Source organism: Azospirillum sp. B21, from assembly GCF_008364825.1.
In the GTDB taxonomy this organism is placed as follows: Bacteria; Pseudomonadota; Alphaproteobacteria; order Azospirillales; family Azospirillaceae; genus Azospirillum.
This window is the reverse complement of sequence record NZ_VTTO01000007.1, coordinates 121,877-138,372: the sequence shown is the minus strand read 5'-3', so window position 1 is coordinate 138,372 and position 16,496 is coordinate 121,877. Positions and strand designations below refer to the sequence as shown.

At 68.6% G+C, this 16,496-nt stretch carries 15 protein-coding genes; 5 read left to right on the top strand and 10 right to left on the bottom strand.

The genetic code is table 11. The features are described 5' to 3' along the window. Positions 1–4: 4 nt before the first annotated feature. The 8 genes from FZ983_RS18350 to FZ983_RS34170 all read right to left on the bottom strand — a co-directional run bounded on the left by FZ983_RS18350 (position 5) and on the right by FZ983_RS34170 (position 8,481). Entirely contained in the window at positions 5–2,575 is a 2,571-nt protein-coding gene (locus tag FZ983_RS18350; RefSeq protein WP_149224965.1) for an extracellular solute-binding protein, read from the bottom strand. Next, positions 2,547–3,221 carry a response regulator transcription factor gene (locus FZ983_RS18345; RefSeq protein ID WP_149224964.1) on the bottom strand — a complete coding sequence of 225 codons (675 nt, stop codon included), beginning with the start codon at positions 3,219–3,221 and terminating at the stop codon, positions 2,547–2,549. Before FZ983_RS18345 ends, FZ983_RS18350 begins: the two co-directional genes overlap by 29 nt. 34 nt (positions 3,222–3,255) lie before the next feature. Further along, positions 3,256–4,083: a universal stress protein gene (locus FZ983_RS18340; protein WP_149224963.1), complete on the bottom strand. Its 828-nt coding sequence runs from the start codon at positions 4,081–4,083 to the stop codon at positions 3,256–3,258. Between the two features lie 86 nt (positions 4,084–4,169). Beyond that, positions 4,170–5,690: a tripartite tricarboxylate transporter permease gene (locus FZ983_RS18335; protein ID WP_149224962.1), complete on the bottom strand. Its 1,521-nt coding sequence runs from the start codon at positions 5,688–5,690 to the stop codon at positions 4,170–4,172. 27 nt (positions 5,691–5,717) lie between these two features. Beyond that, positions 5,718–6,200, bottom strand: a complete 483-nt coding sequence (locus FZ983_RS18330; RefSeq protein ID WP_149224961.1) for a tripartite tricarboxylate transporter TctB family protein — start codon at positions 6,198–6,200, stop codon at positions 5,718–5,720. A 64-nt stretch (positions 6,201–6,264) separates the two neighbouring features. Further along, positions 6,265–7,242, bottom strand: coding sequence for a tripartite tricarboxylate transporter substrate-binding protein (locus tag FZ983_RS18325; protein WP_149224960.1), 978 nt, complete (start codon positions 7,240–7,242; stop codon positions 6,265–6,267). Between the two features lie 38 nt (positions 7,243–7,280). Then, on the bottom strand, positions 7,281–8,252 hold the full coding sequence (locus FZ983_RS18320; RefSeq protein WP_149224959.1) for a tripartite tricarboxylate transporter substrate-binding protein: 972 nt from the start codon (positions 8,250–8,252) through the stop codon (positions 7,281–7,283). Between the two features lie 37 nt (positions 8,253–8,289). Continuing rightward, positions 8,290–8,481, bottom strand: coding sequence for a hypothetical protein (locus FZ983_RS34170; RefSeq protein WP_188092398.1), 192 nt, complete (start codon positions 8,479–8,481; stop codon positions 8,290–8,292). A 503-nt stretch (positions 8,482–8,984) separates the two neighbouring features. Between FZ983_RS34170 and FZ983_RS18310 the strand changes: the two genes are divergently transcribed. From FZ983_RS18310 to FZ983_RS18290, 5 genes are read left to right on the top strand one after another with little or no spacing between them, the layout of a single operon-like run. After that, complete coding sequence (locus tag FZ983_RS18310) at positions 8,985–9,437, top strand: cytochrome c (protein ID WP_149224958.1); 453 nt, start codon at positions 8,985–8,987, stop codon at positions 9,435–9,437. 16 nt (positions 9,438–9,453) lie between these two features. Further along, entirely contained in the window at positions 9,454–10,803 is a 1,350-nt protein-coding gene (locus FZ983_RS18305; protein WP_149224957.1) for a cbb3-type cytochrome c oxidase subunit I, read from the top strand. Positions 10,804–10,829: 26 nt separating this feature from the next. After that, positions 10,830–11,615, top strand: coding sequence for a CbbQ/NirQ/NorQ/GpvN family protein (locus FZ983_RS18300; protein ID WP_149224956.1), 786 nt, complete (start codon positions 10,830–10,832; stop codon positions 11,613–11,615). 4 nt (positions 11,616–11,619) lie between these two features. After that, positions 11,620–13,545 carry a VWA domain-containing protein gene (locus tag FZ983_RS18295; protein ID WP_149224955.1) on the top strand — a complete coding sequence of 642 codons (1,926 nt, stop codon included), beginning with the start codon at positions 11,620–11,622 and terminating at the stop codon, positions 13,543–13,545. Between the two features lie 24 nt (positions 13,546–13,569). Then, a complete protein-coding gene (locus FZ983_RS18290) occupies positions 13,570–14,244 on the top strand; it encodes a DUF4142 domain-containing protein (protein WP_149224954.1) in 675 nt (224 codons plus the stop codon). A 31-nt stretch (positions 14,245–14,275) separates the two neighbouring features. Here the strand turns inward: FZ983_RS18290 and FZ983_RS18285 are convergent, their stop codons facing one another. Next, positions 14,276–14,908, bottom strand: a complete 633-nt coding sequence (locus tag FZ983_RS18285; protein ID WP_149224953.1) for a response regulator transcription factor — start codon at positions 14,906–14,908, stop codon at positions 14,276–14,278. After that, positions 14,905–16,224 (bottom strand): ATP-binding protein, encoded by a 1,320-nt coding sequence (locus FZ983_RS18280; RefSeq protein WP_149224952.1) that lies wholly within the window; start codon positions 16,222–16,224, stop codon positions 14,905–14,907. Before FZ983_RS18280 ends, FZ983_RS18285 begins: the two co-directional genes overlap by 4 nt. Positions 16,225–16,496 lie beyond the last annotated feature (272 nt).

The window sequence follows — 16,496 nt, the reverse complement described above, 5'->3', positions numbered from 1 at the left end:
AGCCTCAGGGCAGCTGCACCGCAGACCGCCATTGCCGCAGGAAAGTCCCGCGCTTGAGCGGGTCGAGGAAGACCAGCAGCGCCGCGCTGAGCGCGATGGGCTGCAGGGGCGCCACGGTGCTGGAGCGCAGGCCGGCGGCCGAGGCCTCGCGGGTCACCGAGGAGGACAGCGCGTACAGGGCGGAGCGGTCGGCGACCACCTCCTGCCCGCGGGTGGACAGCAGATAATCGATGAACAGGCCGGCCAGCCGGGGGCGCGGGGCCGATTTCGGGATCACCGCCACGCGCGAGATGACCAGCGTGTAGTCCTCCGGCATCACGATGCCGATGGGGGCGCCCGCCGCCACCCGCGCCCGCGCGTAGGAGCCCAGGACATTGTAGGCGATCAGCGCCTCGCCGCGCTCCACCATGTCGAGAAGGTCGGCACTGCAGCAGGCCGTCCGCACCTGGGCATTGCCCATCAGCGCCACCAGTTGCCAGTACTGGCTGAACAGCAGCGCGTCGTGCGAGGCCAGGAGATAGCCGATGCCGCTGATGGTGACGTCGTAGGTGGCGACCAGCCGGCCGTAATGGGCGCGATCCTCGCGCAGCAGCCGGATCAGCGCGTCGCGGGTGCGCGGCACCCGGTCGTCGGGCAGGCGGTTGCGGTCATAGGCGATCACCGCCGGCTCGAAGGTGAAGCCGAAGGCTTCGTTCCGCCAGTTGGCCCAGCCCGGCAGGAATTGGCTGTCGGCCGGGATGTGGGGCTGGGTGTGGCCGTCATTCACCAGCTTGACCTGAAGGTCGGCGGCGGAGCTGATCAGCAGGTCCGGCTTGTCCGTCTCGGCATCCTTGACCGCGCGGGCGTAGAGCTCGGACGTGCCCACGTCGACATACTCCACCGTGATGTCCGGATGCACGCGCTGGAAGTCGAGGACCAGCGGCTCCATCGCCTGCCGGTCGGTGGCAGCAAAGATGCGCAGCCGGTCCCGCGCCGTGCCGGGGGCCGGATAGGTGATGGTCTGCGTCGTCGCTGGGGTCGCCGTTTGCGCTGCCGACTGCTGGGGCGACCAGAGGCCGGTCAATGCCGAGAAGGCCACGGCGAGCAATGCCGCGCGGCCGCCGGACGGACCGGCAACGGGATCGGACCCGGTGGCGGCAGTGGTGCCGGCGAGCGCCCCGGGGAAGTCGATCCGCGCCACCAGCCCGCCGCCCGGACGGTCGAGCAGCGACAGGGTGGCGCCATGCGCCTCGGCGACGGAATGGACGATGGCAAGCCCCAGCCCGCTGCCGGCGACCCCGGCCGCAGAACTGCCACGTCCGAAGCGGGTCAACACCTTCGTCTTCTCCGCGTCCGGAATTCCGGGGCCCCGGTCGGCCACCTCGATGCGCAGGCCGCGGTCGCCGGGCCGACGGGTCAGGCACACGTCGATGGCGCCGGTGGACCCGGCATATTTCACGGCGTTGTCGACCACATTGGTCAGCGCCTCGCGCAGGCTGATGGCGTCGCCGGGGACCAGGCCCGGTTCGGCCGCGGGATCGACCTCCAGCCGGATCGGCGTTTCTCCGGCGACGGGCCGCGCCCGCTGGATCACCTGCTCCAGCAGGGCGCCGATGTCCACGTTCTCCGGATTCAGCGCCTCGCTGCGGTGCATCACCATGGCGTGGTTGAGTAGCTGGCTGGTGAGCTGGCTGGCCTCCACGGCGTTGCGGTGGACGCGCTGGGCGATGCGGCGCAGGGCGGCGGGATCGTCCTCGTCGGCGGCAAGCTCGGCCTGCAGGCGCAGGCTGGCGAGCGGCGTGCGGATCTGGTGGGCGGCGTCGGCCAGGAAGGTCTGCATGGTGTCCAGGTTCGACTTCAGCCGCTCCATCAGCTGGTTGATCGCGTGGACCAACTGCGACACCTCCTGCGGAGGCGGCATGGCGATGGGGGAGAGGTCGCGGGCGTGGCGGTCGCGCAGCACGCGCTCCAGCGAGCCGAGCGGAGCCAGCGCCTGCCGGATGCCGAACCACACCAGCCCGGCCACGGCCAGCATGGCGAAGACGATTGGCAGGAAGGCGTTGGCGAGGATGTCGCGCGCCAGCGCCTGCCGTTCCTCCCGCGTCTGGGCGACGGCGATGGTGACCCAGCCGGCGAGCCCCGGCTGCGCCACGAAGCGGTCGAGGGTGGCGACGCGCACCCGCGCATCGCGGTAGGTGGCGTCGGCGAATTGCGGGCGTACGCTGCCGCCCGACTTGGCGGTCACCGGCAGGTCGTCGTATCCCGTGACCGGCGATCCGTCCGGCGCTACGATGCGGTAGAACAGACGGTCGCGCCCACCGCCCTGCTCCTCTCCACCCTGAGCCAGGATGCTGAGCGAGGAATAGGGCAGATCGACCAGGAACTGCCCGTCCTGCACGCGCACCGTGTCGGCGATGGACAGGGCGGAGGCGGCCAGCAGCCGGTCGAAGGCGGCGTCGGCGGCCCGTCGGGCATAGGCGTCGACGAACAGGAACAGGCAGCCGGTCAGCACCGCCAGCACGCCGAGCAGCCGGATGAACAGGCGGCGGCGCAGCGAATAGGTCCCCTCACTCCCCGTTGCGGATTTCCGCCACATATCCCAGCCCCCGAACCGTGCGGATCTCCATCGACGATCCCTGCATCTTGCGCCGCAGCCGCGAGACGTACAACTCGATGGCGTTCAGCGCGGTGGGCTGGTCCAGGCTGAACAGGCGGTCCATCAGGTCCTCCTTCGACATCACCGCACCGAGATGACCGAGGAACAGCTCCAGCAGCCGGAACTCGCGCCCGCCCAATTCGACCGGCCGGCCGTCGACCTCGACCAGCTTGGCGGCGGCGTCGAACAGGATGTTGCCGAATTCGGTGCGCGACGACGCCATGCCGTGGGAGCGGCGCAACAGCGCCCGGCAGCGCGCCTCCAGCTCGCGCAGGTCGAAGGGCTTGACGATGAAGTCGTCGGCGCCAAGGTCGAGCAGGTCGATCTTCACGTTCACCTGCGACCGGGCGGTCATCATCAGCACCGGGGTGGCATTGCGGCGCCGGCGCAGTTGGCCCAGCAGCGCCTGCCCGTCGATCCCCGGCAGCATGATGTCGAGAAGGACGAGCTGGTAGGGCTCCCGGCGCAGCAGCTCCTCCGCCTCCTGGCCGTCGGCCACCCAATCCACCGCATAGCCCAGCTTGCGCAGGCGGTGGACGATGGCGTCGGCCAGGTCCTCGGTGTCTTCGACGACGAGAATGCGCATGGGCTGCCCCTCCGGTCTGGACCTGTCCTACGCTTCAATGGGCCATCAGGATCGGCAGGGTAGGCGGTTCGCGCAGGATGTCGAGCGTCACGCCGCCCCACACCCGCTCGCGGACGCGGCTGTGCCCGTAGCCGCCCATCACCAGCAGGTCGCAGCCAAGCGCCTGGGCGTTGTCCAGCAGCGCCCGGCTGACGCCGGAGGACACGGAGATCCGCTGGACGGTGGCGACGATGCCGTGCAGGGAGAGATAACCGGTCAGGCGGTCGGGATCGGCCGAGCGGCTGTCCGGCGGCGTGTCGGTGGACAGCACGACGACCTTGCCGGCCCGGTGCAGGAAGGGGATGGCCGTGGCGACCGCGCGGGCCGCCGCAGCGCCGCCGTCCCAGGCGACCGCGACCGTGCCGCCGAGCGACGACGGCTCCGCCTTGGGAGCCAGCACAATCGGCCGGCCGGAGCCGAACAGAGCCGCCTCGATCACCGGGCCCATGGCGTTGGTGCCGTCGGATGCCTGGGCGATCACGGTCACGTCGGCCAGACGCGCCTCTTCCGACACGGTTTCCGCCAGCGGGCCGGTCGCCTGCTGCCAGGTGGCGGTGACGCCGCCGTGACGGCCGCGGAACTCGTCGAACAGCTGGTGGGCGGCGTCCACCACCTCCGCCTGTTCGGCCTGCCCGATGCGGATCAGCTGCTCCACCAGTGCCTTGGGAATGGCGGCGGTTTCGATGGAGGTGCGGATTTCCACCTGCGGCATGACGCTGAGCCCCTCCACATGGGCGCCGAAGCGTTCGGCCACCAGGAAGGCGGAGGCGACGGCGCGGCGGTCCAGCGGACGGCCGGTGAGGGGGACGAGAACCTTCTTCATGGCGTGTTCTCCGTACAGGGACCGGCTTGCGGAATCCAGGCGGCTTCCGGATTTCAGGCTGGAAGGGGAAATTAGACAGCCGCCGATCAGACAGCCGAGGTCTTGCCGGCATGGTCGGACGCGGCGGTCCGGCTGCGGCGGCGCATCACCAGCGGACCGACCACCAGCAGCACGGCGATGGCGAGCAGCGCGGCAGAGATCGGATGGGTGATGAAGACGGTGGCGTCGCCCTGGCTGATGGCGAGCGCGCGGCGGAACTGCTGTTCGGCCAGCGGCCCCAGGATCAGCCCGACGACGCAGGGCGCCACCGGTACGTTCAGCACCCGCATGCCGAAGCCGACCAGCCCGATCACCCACAGGATGACCAGATCGACCACATTGTTGTTCAGCGTGTAGGCGCCCAGCGTGGAGAAGACCAGGATGCCGGCATAGAGCCAGGGCCGCGGAATGACCAGCAGCTTCACCCACATCCCCACCAGCGGCAGGTTCAGCAACAGCAGCAGGACGTTGCCGACATAGAGGCTGGCAATCATGCCCCAGACCAGCTCCGGGTTGCTGTCGAACAGCGTGGGACCCGGCTGCAGGCCGTATTGCTGGAAGGCGGCCAGCATGATCGCCGCCGTGGCCGAGGTCGGCAGGCCGAGCGACAGCAGCGGCGCCAGCACGCCGGCGGCGGACGCGTTATTGGCGGCTTCCGGACCCGCCACCGCCTCGATGGCGCCGTGGCCGAATTCCTCCGGCTTCTTCGCCAAGCGCTTTTCGACCAGATAGGACAGGAAGGTCGGGATCTCGCTGCCGCCGGCAGGAAGCGCACCAATGGGGAAGCCCAGCAGGGTGCCGCGCAGCCACGGCTTCCAGGAGCGCGACCAGTCCTCGCGGCTCATCCATTTGGAGCCCTTGAGCGCATAGACCTCCTCCCGCTCGAAGCGGAAGCGCGAGGCGACGTAGAGCGTCTCGCCGACCGCAAACAGGCCGACCGCGACGACGACGGTGTCGATGCCGTCCAGCAGTTCCGGCACGCCGAAGGCCAACCGCGCCTGACCGGTCTGCATGTCGATGCCGACCAGACCCAGAGCCAGCCCGAGGAACAGGCTGCCCAGCCCGCGGGCGAGCGAGTTGCCCAGCACCGCGGTGACGGTGGTCAGCGCCAGCACCATCAGGGCGAAATACTCGGCCGGGCCGAACAGCAGCGCCATCTTCACCATCAGCGGCGCCACAAAGGTCAGGGCCGCGGTGGCGATGGTGCCGGCGATGAAGGAACCGATGGCGGCGGTGGCGAGCGCCTGGGCGCCGCGGCCCTGCTTTGCCATGGCGTGGCCGTCGATGGCGGTGACGATGCTGCCCGACTCGCCCGGCGCGTTCAGCAGGATCGAGGTGGTGGAGCCGCCATACATGGCGCCGTAATAGATGCCGGCGAACATGATGAAGGCGGAGGTCGGCTCCAGATGATAGGTGACCGGCAGCAGCAGCGCCACGGTGAGCGCCGGGCCGATGCCGGGCAGGACGCCGACCGCCGTGCCCACGGTGACCCCGATGGCCGACCACAGCAGGTTGTAGGGCGTCAGTGCCACGAGGAAGCCGTGGCCGAGCGCGGCGAGGGTGTCCATGGATGCGTTTCCTTCCCGAAAGGACGCTTATTCGGCCGGCAGGAACCACTCGCCGACGGTGCCGATCGGCAGGTTCAGGTCGAGGCCGTAGTTGAAGACCGCGAAGGTCCCGCCGGCGAGCACGAGCCCGAACACGGCGTTCAGCAGATAGCGGCGGTTGCCGAACGCGCGCGCCACAGCGACGAACAGCAGGGCGGCCGACGGAATCCAGCCGAGATACTCGATCAGCAGGAACTGGGCGGCCAGCCCGGCCGCGACCAGCACCACCGCCCGCAGGTCCAGCTCCAGCCCGGCGTCATGGGCGATGTGTCCGGCGAACGCCTCGCGCAGCAGAGACAGGGCGACCAGCATCAGGCCGGCCGCGATCAGGTAGGGGAACAGGGCAGGGCCGACGACCCCTCGGCCGGCGGACGGGGTCAGCATGGTCTCGACGGCGATCAGCGCGCCCAGGGCGAACAGGCCGCCGCCGAGCAAGGCTTCGCCGATCCGCAAACTGCGGCCAGTGGTCATCGCATCCTCCCAGCTTCTATTCAGTGGCCGGCGGACGCCCGTGGGACGCCCGCGGGAGCCGCCGTTACTTGGTCACGCCGATGTCCTTCAGCGTTCCTTCGATGCGGGCGCGGTCTTCCTTCAGGAAGGCGGCGAACTGGTCGGCCGGCTGGTACTGGTCGATCCAGCCGCGCTGCTTCAGGATGTCCTGCCATTCGGGGCTGGCGACCGCCTTGGCCACCGCCTCCTGAAGCTCCTTTATCTCGGCCGGCTTGGCGTTGGCCTGGGCGAAGATGCCGCGCCAGTTGACGAATTCCAGGTCGACGCCCTGTTCCTTCAGGGTCGGGGTGTCGGTGTTGGGGAGTCGCTGCGGCGCGGAGACGGCGATGGCGCGCAGCTTTCCGGCCTGGAACTGCGGTGCGAACTCGTTGTAGCCGCCCATGCCCAGCGTCACATGGCCGCCCAGCGCCGAGGCCAGCAGCTCGCCGCCGCCGGCGGTGGCGACGTAGTTGACCTTCGCCGGGTCGACGCCGACCGCCTTGGCGATCAGGCCGGCGAGGATCTGGTCGCTGCCGCCGGCCGATCCGCCGCCCCACGACACCGAACCGGGATCGGCCTTGAACTTCTGCAGCAGGTCGCCGAAGGACTTGATGGGTGAGTCGGCCGGCACGACAATGGCGGTGTATTCGCCGGTCAGCCGGGCCAGCGGCGCCACCTGGTCCAGCGTGACCGCCGACTTGTTGGTGACGATGGCGCCCAGCATGATCTGGCCGCCGACCAGGATGGCGGGATTGCGCTTCTTGGCGGTGACGAACTGCGCCAGCCCGATGGTGCCGCCGGCGCCGGGGATGTTGGCGACCTGAACGCCGGACGCCAGCTTCTGGTTCTGCAGGACCTGCTGGAGCGTGCGCGCATGCTGGTCCCAACCGCCGCCGGGGCTGGCCGGGGCGATGATCTCCAGCCCCTTCAACTCGGCCAGCGACGGGGTGGCGGTGACGGTGCCGGCGATCAGGGCGGCGGCGGTGAACAGGCCCTTGAACAGAGTGGCGCGACGGGTGCCCATGGGGTTCCTCCTGGTGGTGCTTCTTGTTGAAAGGCGCGTTACTTGACGAGTCCGAGGTCGGTCAGCACGGCTCCGATCCGTGCGCGTTCCTCCTTGAGGAAGGCGGCGAAGCGGTCGGACGGCAGGTAGAGGTCGATCCAGCCGCGCTCCTTGGCGATCTGCTTCCATTCGTCGGTCTTGACCATCGCACCGATGGCCTCGTCCATCGCCTTCAGCTCGTCCGCCTTCAGGGTCCCCGGCGCCATCACGGCGCGCCAGTTCACCAGCTCCACGTCGACGCCCTGTTCCTTGAAGGTCGGGATGTCGATGCCGGGAACGCGCTGCGGCGCGGAGATGGCGAGCGCGCGCAGCTTTCCGGCCTGGAGCTGCGAGGCCATCTCGTTGTAGCCGCCGGTGGCGACGGTGATGTGGCCGCCCAGGATCGATGCCATCATCTCGCCGCCGGCCCCGGCCGCGATGTAGTTCATCTTGCCGACATCGCCGCCCGCCGCCTTGACGATCAGGGCGTAGAGGATGTGGTCGGGGCTGCCGACGGCGAAGCCGCCCCAGGAAACCGAACCGGGATCGGCCTTGAACTTCCGGATCAGGTCGTCGAGCGTCTTGATCGGCGAATCCGCCGCGACGACGATCGGCTGGTATTCGCCGGTCAGGCGGCCCAGCGGCGTCACCTGATCCAGCGTCACCGGCGACTTGTTGATCAGGATGGCGCCGATCATGCCGAGGCCGCTGATCATCATGCCGGGATTGCGCTTCTTCGACGTGACGAACTGGCTGAGCCCGATGGTGCCGCCGGCGCCGGGGATGTTGACCACCTGGACGCCGGACGCCAGCTTGTGGTTCTGCATCACCTGCTGCATCGCGCGGGCATGCTGGTCGTATCCGCCGCCGGGATTGGCCGGGGCGATGATCTCCACCGACTTCAGTTCGGCCGAAGCCGGGGCGGTGAAAGATGCCGTGCCGATCGCCAGGGCCGCGGCGAATGCCAGCTTGGCGGAAATGCCGAATTTCAAGATGAACCCTCCCGACTGATTCCGTCCCCGATTGGACTTATCGTTTGTTGCTTTGCCGGTCATCCGGACCGGACGGCTGCGCCGTCCCTCCGCCGGGCTGTCCGGGCCGCCGCTCCGGAAACGGCATGTCCGGGAGCAGGATCGATCCGCCGGCGCCGGCGCCGTGCGCGGCGCCATGGAAAGCGGGTTTGCGGTCTTCTTCCGGTGGCCGCGCGGGCTGGTCCGCCATGACGTTTCTCCCAGAGCGATCATTCGTGTTGATGATTATTTACCAGACGAACCTGTCGTGAACCTGTCAGCCTTCGAGGGGTTAGGCGAAATATCCGGGGTGGCGACAATCGGTTGGGCATGCCGGGCCGGGTTCCGTCCTGTCCCGCGTAGGTGAGGGCAAGCAGGACTATCGAGTCGTTCACCAGTGCGCTGCGGTATTTGGTGCGGCTGAACCGGTCGAATCCCATTGTTGAACCGCCATGACCTCCGGTCCATGCAATTGGTCATACAGTCGAGCCGGAATGTCTGTTCGAAGGTGGTGCTTATTCTCTTTTTGCCAACATGGCGCGATATTGGGTAATCACCGCCAGCCCATTTGGACCCACTCCGGAGGGCAGAAAGTTACTCCGCGAGTTCAATTCACCCACTCTCTCCTTTTGCGCCATAGCCCTGCGAACCATCGCAGGTTTCATTAGAGGTGGATTGGCAATCCTGTCGCGAAACGACAACGAGGGGGAGGTGATGGCCGAGCGGTTCACGAAATCAGCGGCCCGCAACATCTTCTATGGCGGATCGCTCTTCTTCCTGGTCACCTTCGTCGCCCTGACGATCCACAGCCACTACTACATACGCACGTCCAGCACGGACGAGGCGACGCTGTCCGACAGCGTGGCCCGCGGCAAGCACGTCTGGGAAAAGAACGCCTGCATCAACTGCCATTCGATTCTCGGCGAGGGCGCCTATTTCGCGCCGGAGCTCGGCAATGTCTGGGTCCGCTATGGCGGGCGCGACGACGCCGAGAGCGCGCGCGCTGCGCTGATCGCCTGGATGCAGTCGCAGCCCAGCGGGGTCGAGGGGCGCCGGCAGATGCCGCAGTTCAATCTCACCGACCAGGAACTCAACGACCTCGTCGATTTCCTCGAATGGACCAGCCGCATCGACACGCAAGGCTGGCCGCCGAACGACGCGGGCTGAAGGGGAGGATCGCGGCATGAAATACGAAACCCAGCGCATCGCCTATTGGTACTTCGTCTGCGCGATGGTCCTGTTCGTCGTCCAGGTGCTGGTCGGCACGCTGGCCGGCACCGTCTATGTGCTGCCCAACTTCCTGTCCGAGACGCTGCCCTTCAACATCCTGCGCATGATCCACACCAACGCGCTGATCGTGTGGCTGCTGCTCGGCTTCTTCGGCTCGGCTTATTATCTGATCCCGGAGGAGGCGGAGCGCGACATCGAGAGCCCGATGCTGGCCTATGTCCAGCTGGCGATCCTGATGGTCGGCGCGCTTGCCGCGGTCGTCGGCTACACCATGGGCATCCACGAAGGACGCGAGTTCCTGGAACAGCCGCTGTGGGTGAAGGTCGGCATCGTCATCGCGGCGCTGATCTTCCTCTACAACGTCTCGCTGACCGTGCTCCGGGGGCGTAAGACGGCGATCACCAACGTCCTGCTGTTGGGGCTGTGGGGTGTCGCCATCTTCTTCCTGTTCGCCTTCTACAACCCGGCCAACCTGGCGCTGGACAAGATGTACTGGTGGTACGTCGTCCATCTGTGGGTGGAGGGCGTGTGGGAATTGGTGATGGCGTCGATCCTGGCCTTCCTGGTCATCAAGATGACCGGCGTCGATCGCGAGGTGGTGGAGAAGTGGCTCTACGCCATCGTCGGCCTCGCCCTGTTCTCCGGCCTGCTCGGCACCGGGCACCATTACTACTGGATCGGCGCGCCGGGTTATTGGCAGTGGATCGGTTCGCTGTTCTCCACGCTGGAGGTGGCGCCCTTCTTCGTCATGGTCCTGTTCGCCTTCACCATGGCCTGGAAGGGGCGGCGCGACCACCCGAACAGGGCGGCCTTCCTGTGGACGCTCGGCACGCCGGTCTTCGCCTTCTTCGGCGCGGGCGTGTGGGGGTTCCTGCACACGCTGTCCTTCGTGAACTACTACAGCCACGGCACCCAGGTCACCGCGGCGCACGGGCACCTCGCCTTCTTCGGGGCCTATGTGATGCTGAACCTCGCCATCATCACCTACGCCATGCCGGGTTTGCGCGGCCGTGCGCCCTACAACCAGGTGCTCAACATGTGGAGCTTCTGGATCATGACCTCGGCCATGGCCTTCATGACCTTCACCCTGACCTTCGGCGGCGTCGTGCAGATCCATCTGCAGCGCGTGCTGGGCATGACCTACATGGAGGTGCAGGAGCAGCTGGCCCTGTTCTACTGGATGCGCCTCGGGTCCGGCGTCTTCGTGGTGCTGTCGGTCCTGCTGTTCGTCTACTCCGTCTTCGGACCGGCCCGCGAGCAGTTGCCCGCGCGCAGCCGGCCCAGCGTCGCACCGGCGGAATGATGGGCGGGGAAGTATCCACGGACGGGATGGCGGGGTCCGCCATCCCCTTCTACGCCCCGACCGGCAACGAGGTGGCGCTGTTCGAGCATGCCCACCGCAACCGGCTGCCGCTTCTGCTGAAGGGACCGACCGGCTGCGGCAAGACGCGCTTCGTTGCGTACATGGCGGCGCGGCTGGGGCGTCCGCTCCACACCGTGTCCTGCCACGACGATTTGACCGCCGCCGACTTGACTGGCCGCTATCTGCTGAAGGGCGGCGACACCGTCTGGACCGACGGGCCGCTGACCCGCGCAGTGCGTGAGGGCGCCATCTGCTATCTCGACGAGGTGGTGGAGGCGCGCAAGGACGTGACCGTGGTCCTGCACCCGCTGACCGACGACCGCCGCCTGCTGCCGCTGGAACGCACCGGCGAACTGCTTGAGGCCCCGCCCGACTTCATGCTGGTCGTGTCCTACAACCCCGGCTACCAGAACATCCTGAAGTCGCTGAAGCCCAGCACCCGGCAGCGCTTCATCGCCATCGAGTTCGGCTTTCCGGCTCCGGAGGCGGAGATCGCCATCGTCGCCCGCGAGAGCGGGCTTGCCGCCGACCGGGTGGCGCCGCTGGTCCGGCTGGGCAACGCCCTGCGCGCACTGAAGGGACAGGATCTGGAGGAAGGCGTCTCAACACGGCTGCTGGTCTATTGCGCCAGCCTGATCCGGGACGGCATGGCGCGGGACGAGGCGGTGCTGGCCTCGATGATCGAGCCGCTCACCGACGACCCGGACGTCAAGAAGGCGCTGCTGCGGGTCGCCGAACTCACGCTGGGGTGATCGCATGGCGTCCATCTGGGAACCGGAGGAGTTCGTCGGCGCATTGTGGCACCGCCTTGTCGGCAATGCCGTCTCGTACCCGCGCCATCCGGAGGCGGCGGTCGGCCTGGACGACATGAGGATGCGGCTGGGCGTGCTGTTCCGGGCACTGGGCGGGCCGGGCGCCGTCCGCATCGCGGCGACCGCCGCGGAGTCCTCCGGCCACCGGCTGGGGCTGAAGCAGCGGCTCGGCCTGGGAACCGAAAAGCTTGACCGCGCCCGCTATGACGGCGCCACCCTCCAGCTTCCCGACCGCCTCGACGTCTTTCCGGCGCGCGAGGACAATGCCGGGCTCTACGAGTGGCTCGCCGCCTTCTTCGTCCATGCCGAGCCGCCGCCGATGCTTCCCGCCGATCTGCTGCAGGCCGATCTGGCCCGCCTGCGCGCGGCCAGGGTGGCGACCGACCGTGCGCTGGTGGCATGGCCGGGACTGCGGGTCCTGCATGACCAGCTTTGCCGGGCGATGCGCGCCGCAAGGCCGCGGCGGCGTCTGCCTGCGCAGGAGGCCGCGGTGGAAAACGTGGTCCTCGCTCTTCTCGGCGCGGAACTGCAGCCTGCCGATGCCAGGTTTGCCGCCATGCTCGCCGCAGTGAGCGATGGGGCAATGCCGCTCGACGGGTTCGAGGCGGATCCCGGCTATCGGCCGTTCCTGCCCGTGCCGCTGTGGGGCGAGGTGGCGGACGCCGTCGGAGCGGGCGTGGCGGCGGACGGGGACGAGGAGGGCGGCGGCGGCGCGGAAGGGGACGGCAAGCGCCGCAAGGCCAAGCGCCGCGACACCGACCAGACCCGGCGCGACGACCCGCTGATGCTGAACCGCTTCGAGAAGATCCTGGGGCTGGCGGAGATGGTCAACCTCAACCGCAAGGTCGAGGACGACGACGAGGAAAACGCCCGCAAAGCGGCCGAGGACATGGACGAGATCGCGGTCGGCCAGCACGAGCGCAAGGCCTCGACCAAGCTGAAGCTGGACCTCGACCTTGCCGCCGAGGAGGTCGATGCGGCGTCGCTCCGCGCCGAGATCACCTATCCCGAATGGGACTGGAAGCGGCGGCGCTATCTTCCCGACCATTGCCGCGTGATCGCCGAACCCGCCGCGCTGGAAGGCGAGGACTGGCGTCCCGACGATGATGCGATCCGCCGCATCCGTCTGGTGCGCCGCCAGTTCGAGGCCATGCGGCCGCGCCGCCAACTGATGACCGGCCAGCCCGATGGCGACGATCTGGACCTTTCGGCGCTGGTGCGCTCCGTCGCCGACCGGCGGGCGGGCGGATACGGCTCGGAACGGGTCTACAGCGCGGTGCGCACCGTCGCCCGCGACCTGTCGGTCTGCGTGCTGGTCGACGTCTCCCTGTCCACCGACAGCTATGTCGAGGAGCGGCGCGTGCTTGACGTCGAGAAGGAGGCGCTGCTGGCGCTGACGCACGGGCTGGCCGCCTGCGGCGACGAGCACGCCATCCTCACCTTCACCTCGCATCGCCGGCAGCGCGTGGACGTGCGCACGGTGAAGGATTTCGAGGAGCGGCTGGACGCCCGCGTCATGCGTCGCATACAGGCGCTCAAGCCCGGCAGCTATACCCGGATGGGGGCCGCCCTGCGCCACGCCACTTTCCGCCTGAAGGACCGCCCGCACACGCACCGGCTGCTGCTGGTGCTGACCGACGGCAAGCCGAACGATACCGACCATTACGAGGGGCGCCATGCCATCGAGGACACCCGCGTGGCGGTGCAGGAGGCGCGCCGCGCCGGCTTGCGGCTGTTCGGCATCACGGTGGACGAGCAGGGGCGGGACTATCTCCCCTACATCTTCGGCACCGGCGCCTACGCCATCTTCCCCCATGTCGCGCGCCTGCCGGCGGCGTTGCCGGCCATCTATCGCCAATTGACCTGCTGAGTGTTCACGGGAACAGGAGCCATCATGCTTAGGATCCTCCGCGCCGCCATTCTCGGAACCATCCTGGTGTCCGGCTCGTCCTGGGCACAGGCCAACCTACGGCCGGACCCGACGCCGCGCCTGCCGCCGCAGCCGGGGCAATCGCTGCCGCTCGAAGATGCGCTGTTCTTCAGGCAAGCCGCGGCGGCAAGCCAGGGGCAGGCGGAACTCGGGCGGCTCGCCGCCGAGAAGGGGCCGGACGACGCATTCAAGGCCATGGCCAGGGAGATCGCGGAAACCCACGCGAAGCTCGACGACGGGCTGATGCGCCTGTCCTCCGCCCGCACCCTGCCGCCGGCCGATCAGGTCAAGCCGCAGCGCGCCGACCAGTTCGGGGCGGCAGGGGCGGTGACCAATCCGGCGAACACGCAAGAAGGGGTGGCGCAGGAGGCGGCGAAATCCCTGTCGGCGGCAAGCGGGGAGGGATTCGCCAAAGGCTATCTGGAGGCGCAGCTGCGCATCCACGACCGCCTCGTCGACCTGTACCAGACCGAAGCGTCGCACACGCCCGACCGGGAGCTTGCCACCTTCGCCATCACCAATCTGGTGTCGATCCAGAAGAACCGCGACGCCCTGCGGCAGATGGCCGGACGGTTCGGGATCAGCGCCCCGGCCGAGGGGCAGGCCATCCAGTACGGCGACCCGGCCAAGGCGCGCTGAAATGGGTAGCTGACTGTCCCGGCCGGCGGGCTCAGCCGGCCAGCCCATGGGCGATGGCGATGCGGATCAGGGCGCGGGTGCTGTCGGCGTCCAGCTTGTCCTTGATCTGGGTGCAGGCGTTGGCCACCGTCTTCTGGCTGATGCCCAGCGTTTCGCCGATGGCCGCGGTGGTCATCCCGCGGCCGACCAGCTCCAGGATCTGCCGCTCGCGCTGGGTCAGCGGCGCCAGCGGATCGGCCGGTGCCGTCAGGGTCATCAGCGCCAGTTCGCGGGCGAGCGCGTTGTCGAGATGGATGCGCCCGGCCAGCACTGTGCCGATGGCCGAGGCAAGGCTGTCGGGCGCGTCGTTCTTGGTGACGTAGCCCTTGGCGCCGGCCTTCAACGCGCGGGCGGCGATCGCCGGGTCTTCATGCATGCTGAAGATCAGCACCGGCACCGTCGGGTTTTCCGCCTGCATGCTGCGCAGCACCGCCATTCCGCCGCCATCCCCCGGAATGTTCAGGTCGAGGACGACGACGTCCGGCCGCTCCGTCCGCCACAGCGCCAGCGCGCTGTCGACGTCCTCCGCCTCCACCACGCGCCCCAGCGCCGCTTCGGCCAGCAGCCGTTGGCAACCGGCCCGGACGATGGGATGGTCGTCGACGAGAAGGATGGTGCGGGTCATGCCGTGCGCTCCAGGCGAACCGTTGCCGAATTGTGCGAGGGCCGGGGCAGCCGGGCCGATACCCTGGTGCCGCCGCCTTCGGCGAGGCCGATGGTCAGACATCCGCCCAGAGCCTGCACCCTCTCCGTCATGCCGGAAATCCCGAAGCCCGCCCTGTTCGGATCGTCGCCCGCAGGTAGGCCGGGACCATCGTCGGCGACCGCGACCTCCACCCTGTCCGGGTCGATCCGCAAGGAAACCGCGACCGCCGACGGCACGGCATGCCGCAGGGCGTTGACAAGCGATTCCTGCACCAGCCGGTAGAGGGTCACGCGCAGCACCTCCTCGCAGCCGTCGAGGTCCGCGGCGGCGGCCGGCGGATCGAAGGAGAGTGTCCAGGCGACATCCGGCTTCCGCCGCATCCAGTCGCCGACCAGTTCGGTCAGCGCCTCGCTCAACGGCAACTGGTCGAGCAGGGCGGGGCGCAGACGGACCAGGATGCGGCGGCTGAGCTGGTGGACCTCCGCCGCGGTGCCGAGGATCTTGCGCGCGCGTTCCGCCGCCTCTTCCCCATCGGCCCGCCCTTCGGCCAGCCGGAGAAGCCGGCCGGCATCGACCTTGATCGCGAACAGAGCGGCGCCGAGTTCGTCATGGATGTCGCGGGCGATCTCACGCCTTTCGCTGTCCTGTGCCGCGACGATCCGCTGGCCGACGCGGCGGTTCTCCTGCTCGGCCGCGGCGAGACCGTCGGCCAGCGCGGCGATGCCGGTTCCGAGCCGGCGGAGCTCGGGAACGCCCCCGCTGTCGAAGGCGAAGCGATAGTCGCCGTCGCGCAGCCGCTTCACCCCGGCCTCCAGCCGCGACAGCGGCGCCAGGGCCCGCCCCACCGCCAGGAATGCCGCCGCCAGCAGCAGGACGCCGACCGCCAGCACTGCGGCGGCGAGATCGCTCATGTCCTCCCACACCTCGGCGATTTCATCGCCTGGTTCGGCCACGACGCGCAGAGTGCCGGCCAGCCGCAATTCCTGCGGCTCCACGGCGATCAGCGCGGTGAACCAGTCCGGCGCCCGATCGCTCTCCACCCCCGGTGCCGCAACATCGTCGCCCTCGACGAAGCGCAGATGGCGCAGCCCCAGCCCGTTCAGCATGCCGGAACCGCCTGCCAGTGTTCCGCGCTCCGTCACCGCAAGGCCGAGCGCGCGGCCGAGTTCGAGCGCCGACGCCATTTCCGCCCGCACCGCGTCGCGGGCGTTCGCGACCATCACCGCTCCGCCGGCCACCGTCATCAGCAGCAGGAAAAGCCCGATCAGGGCCAGGATGCGCATCTTCAGGGACACCGCCGCCCGCTCCGCTATAAGACCATTGACGGAATGTTAGTCTATCCATCGGTTCTCCTGCCATCCGCCCTTCGGGCAATAGGGGGCGAGCAGCGCCAGGATGTTCCGCATGGCCGACGGCCATACGGGAAAAAGTCCCGTGTGGGTCGGGAAGTCGTCACGCGCGGACTTCAAGAAAATCTTCCCCGGAATGTCGAATGGAAAGGTCCGCTTGGCGGGAAGACTATGGGAACAGGCAGGACATGGCCCTGTGCGCCGGGCGGGATGCACAG

Excerpts from the sequence above, each read along its gene's own strand:
- FZ983_RS18290 (WP_149224954.1), top strand. The coding sequence starts at position 13,570 with ATGCTTAGGATCCTCCGCGCCGCCATTCTCGGAACCATCCTGGTGTCC.
- FZ983_RS18305 (WP_149224957.1), top strand. The coding sequence starts at position 9,454 with ATGAAATACGAAACCCAGCGCATCGCCTATTGGTACTTCGTCTGCGCG.
- FZ983_RS18335 (WP_149224962.1), bottom strand. The coding sequence starts at position 5,690 with ATGGACACCCTCGCCGCGCTCGGCCACGGCTTCCTCGTGGCACTGACG.
- FZ983_RS34170 (WP_188092398.1), bottom strand. The coding sequence starts at position 8,481 with ATGGCGGACCAGCCCGCGCGGCCACCGGAAGAAGACCGCAAACCCGCT.
- FZ983_RS18300 (WP_149224956.1), top strand. The coding sequence starts at position 10,830 with ATGGCGGGGTCCGCCATCCCCTTCTACGCCCCGACCGGCAACGAGGTG.
- FZ983_RS18325 (WP_149224960.1), bottom strand. The coding sequence starts at position 7,242 with ATGGGCACCCGTCGCGCCACTCTGTTCAAGGGCCTGTTCACCGCCGCC.
- FZ983_RS18330 (WP_149224961.1), bottom strand. The coding sequence starts at position 6,200 with ATGACCACTGGCCGCAGTTTGCGGATCGGCGAAGCCTTGCTCGGCGGC.
- FZ983_RS18340 (WP_149224963.1), bottom strand. The coding sequence starts at position 4,083 with ATGAAGAAGGTTCTCGTCCCCCTCACCGGCCGTCCGCTGGACCGCCGC.
- FZ983_RS18350 (WP_149224965.1), bottom strand. The coding sequence starts at position 2,575 with ATGTGGCGGAAATCCGCAACGGGGAGTGAGGGGACCTATTCGCTGCGC.
- FZ983_RS18295 (WP_149224955.1), top strand. The coding sequence starts at position 11,620 with ATGGCGTCCATCTGGGAACCGGAGGAGTTCGTCGGCGCATTGTGGCAC.
- FZ983_RS18310 (WP_149224958.1), top strand. The coding sequence starts at position 8,985 with ATGGCCGAGCGGTTCACGAAATCAGCGGCCCGCAACATCTTCTATGGC.
- FZ983_RS18285 (WP_149224953.1), bottom strand. The coding sequence starts at position 14,908 with ATGACCCGCACCATCCTTCTCGTCGACGACCATCCCATCGTCCGGGCC.
- FZ983_RS18345 (WP_149224964.1), bottom strand. The coding sequence starts at position 3,221 with ATGCGCATTCTCGTCGTCGAAGACACCGAGGACCTGGCCGACGCCATC.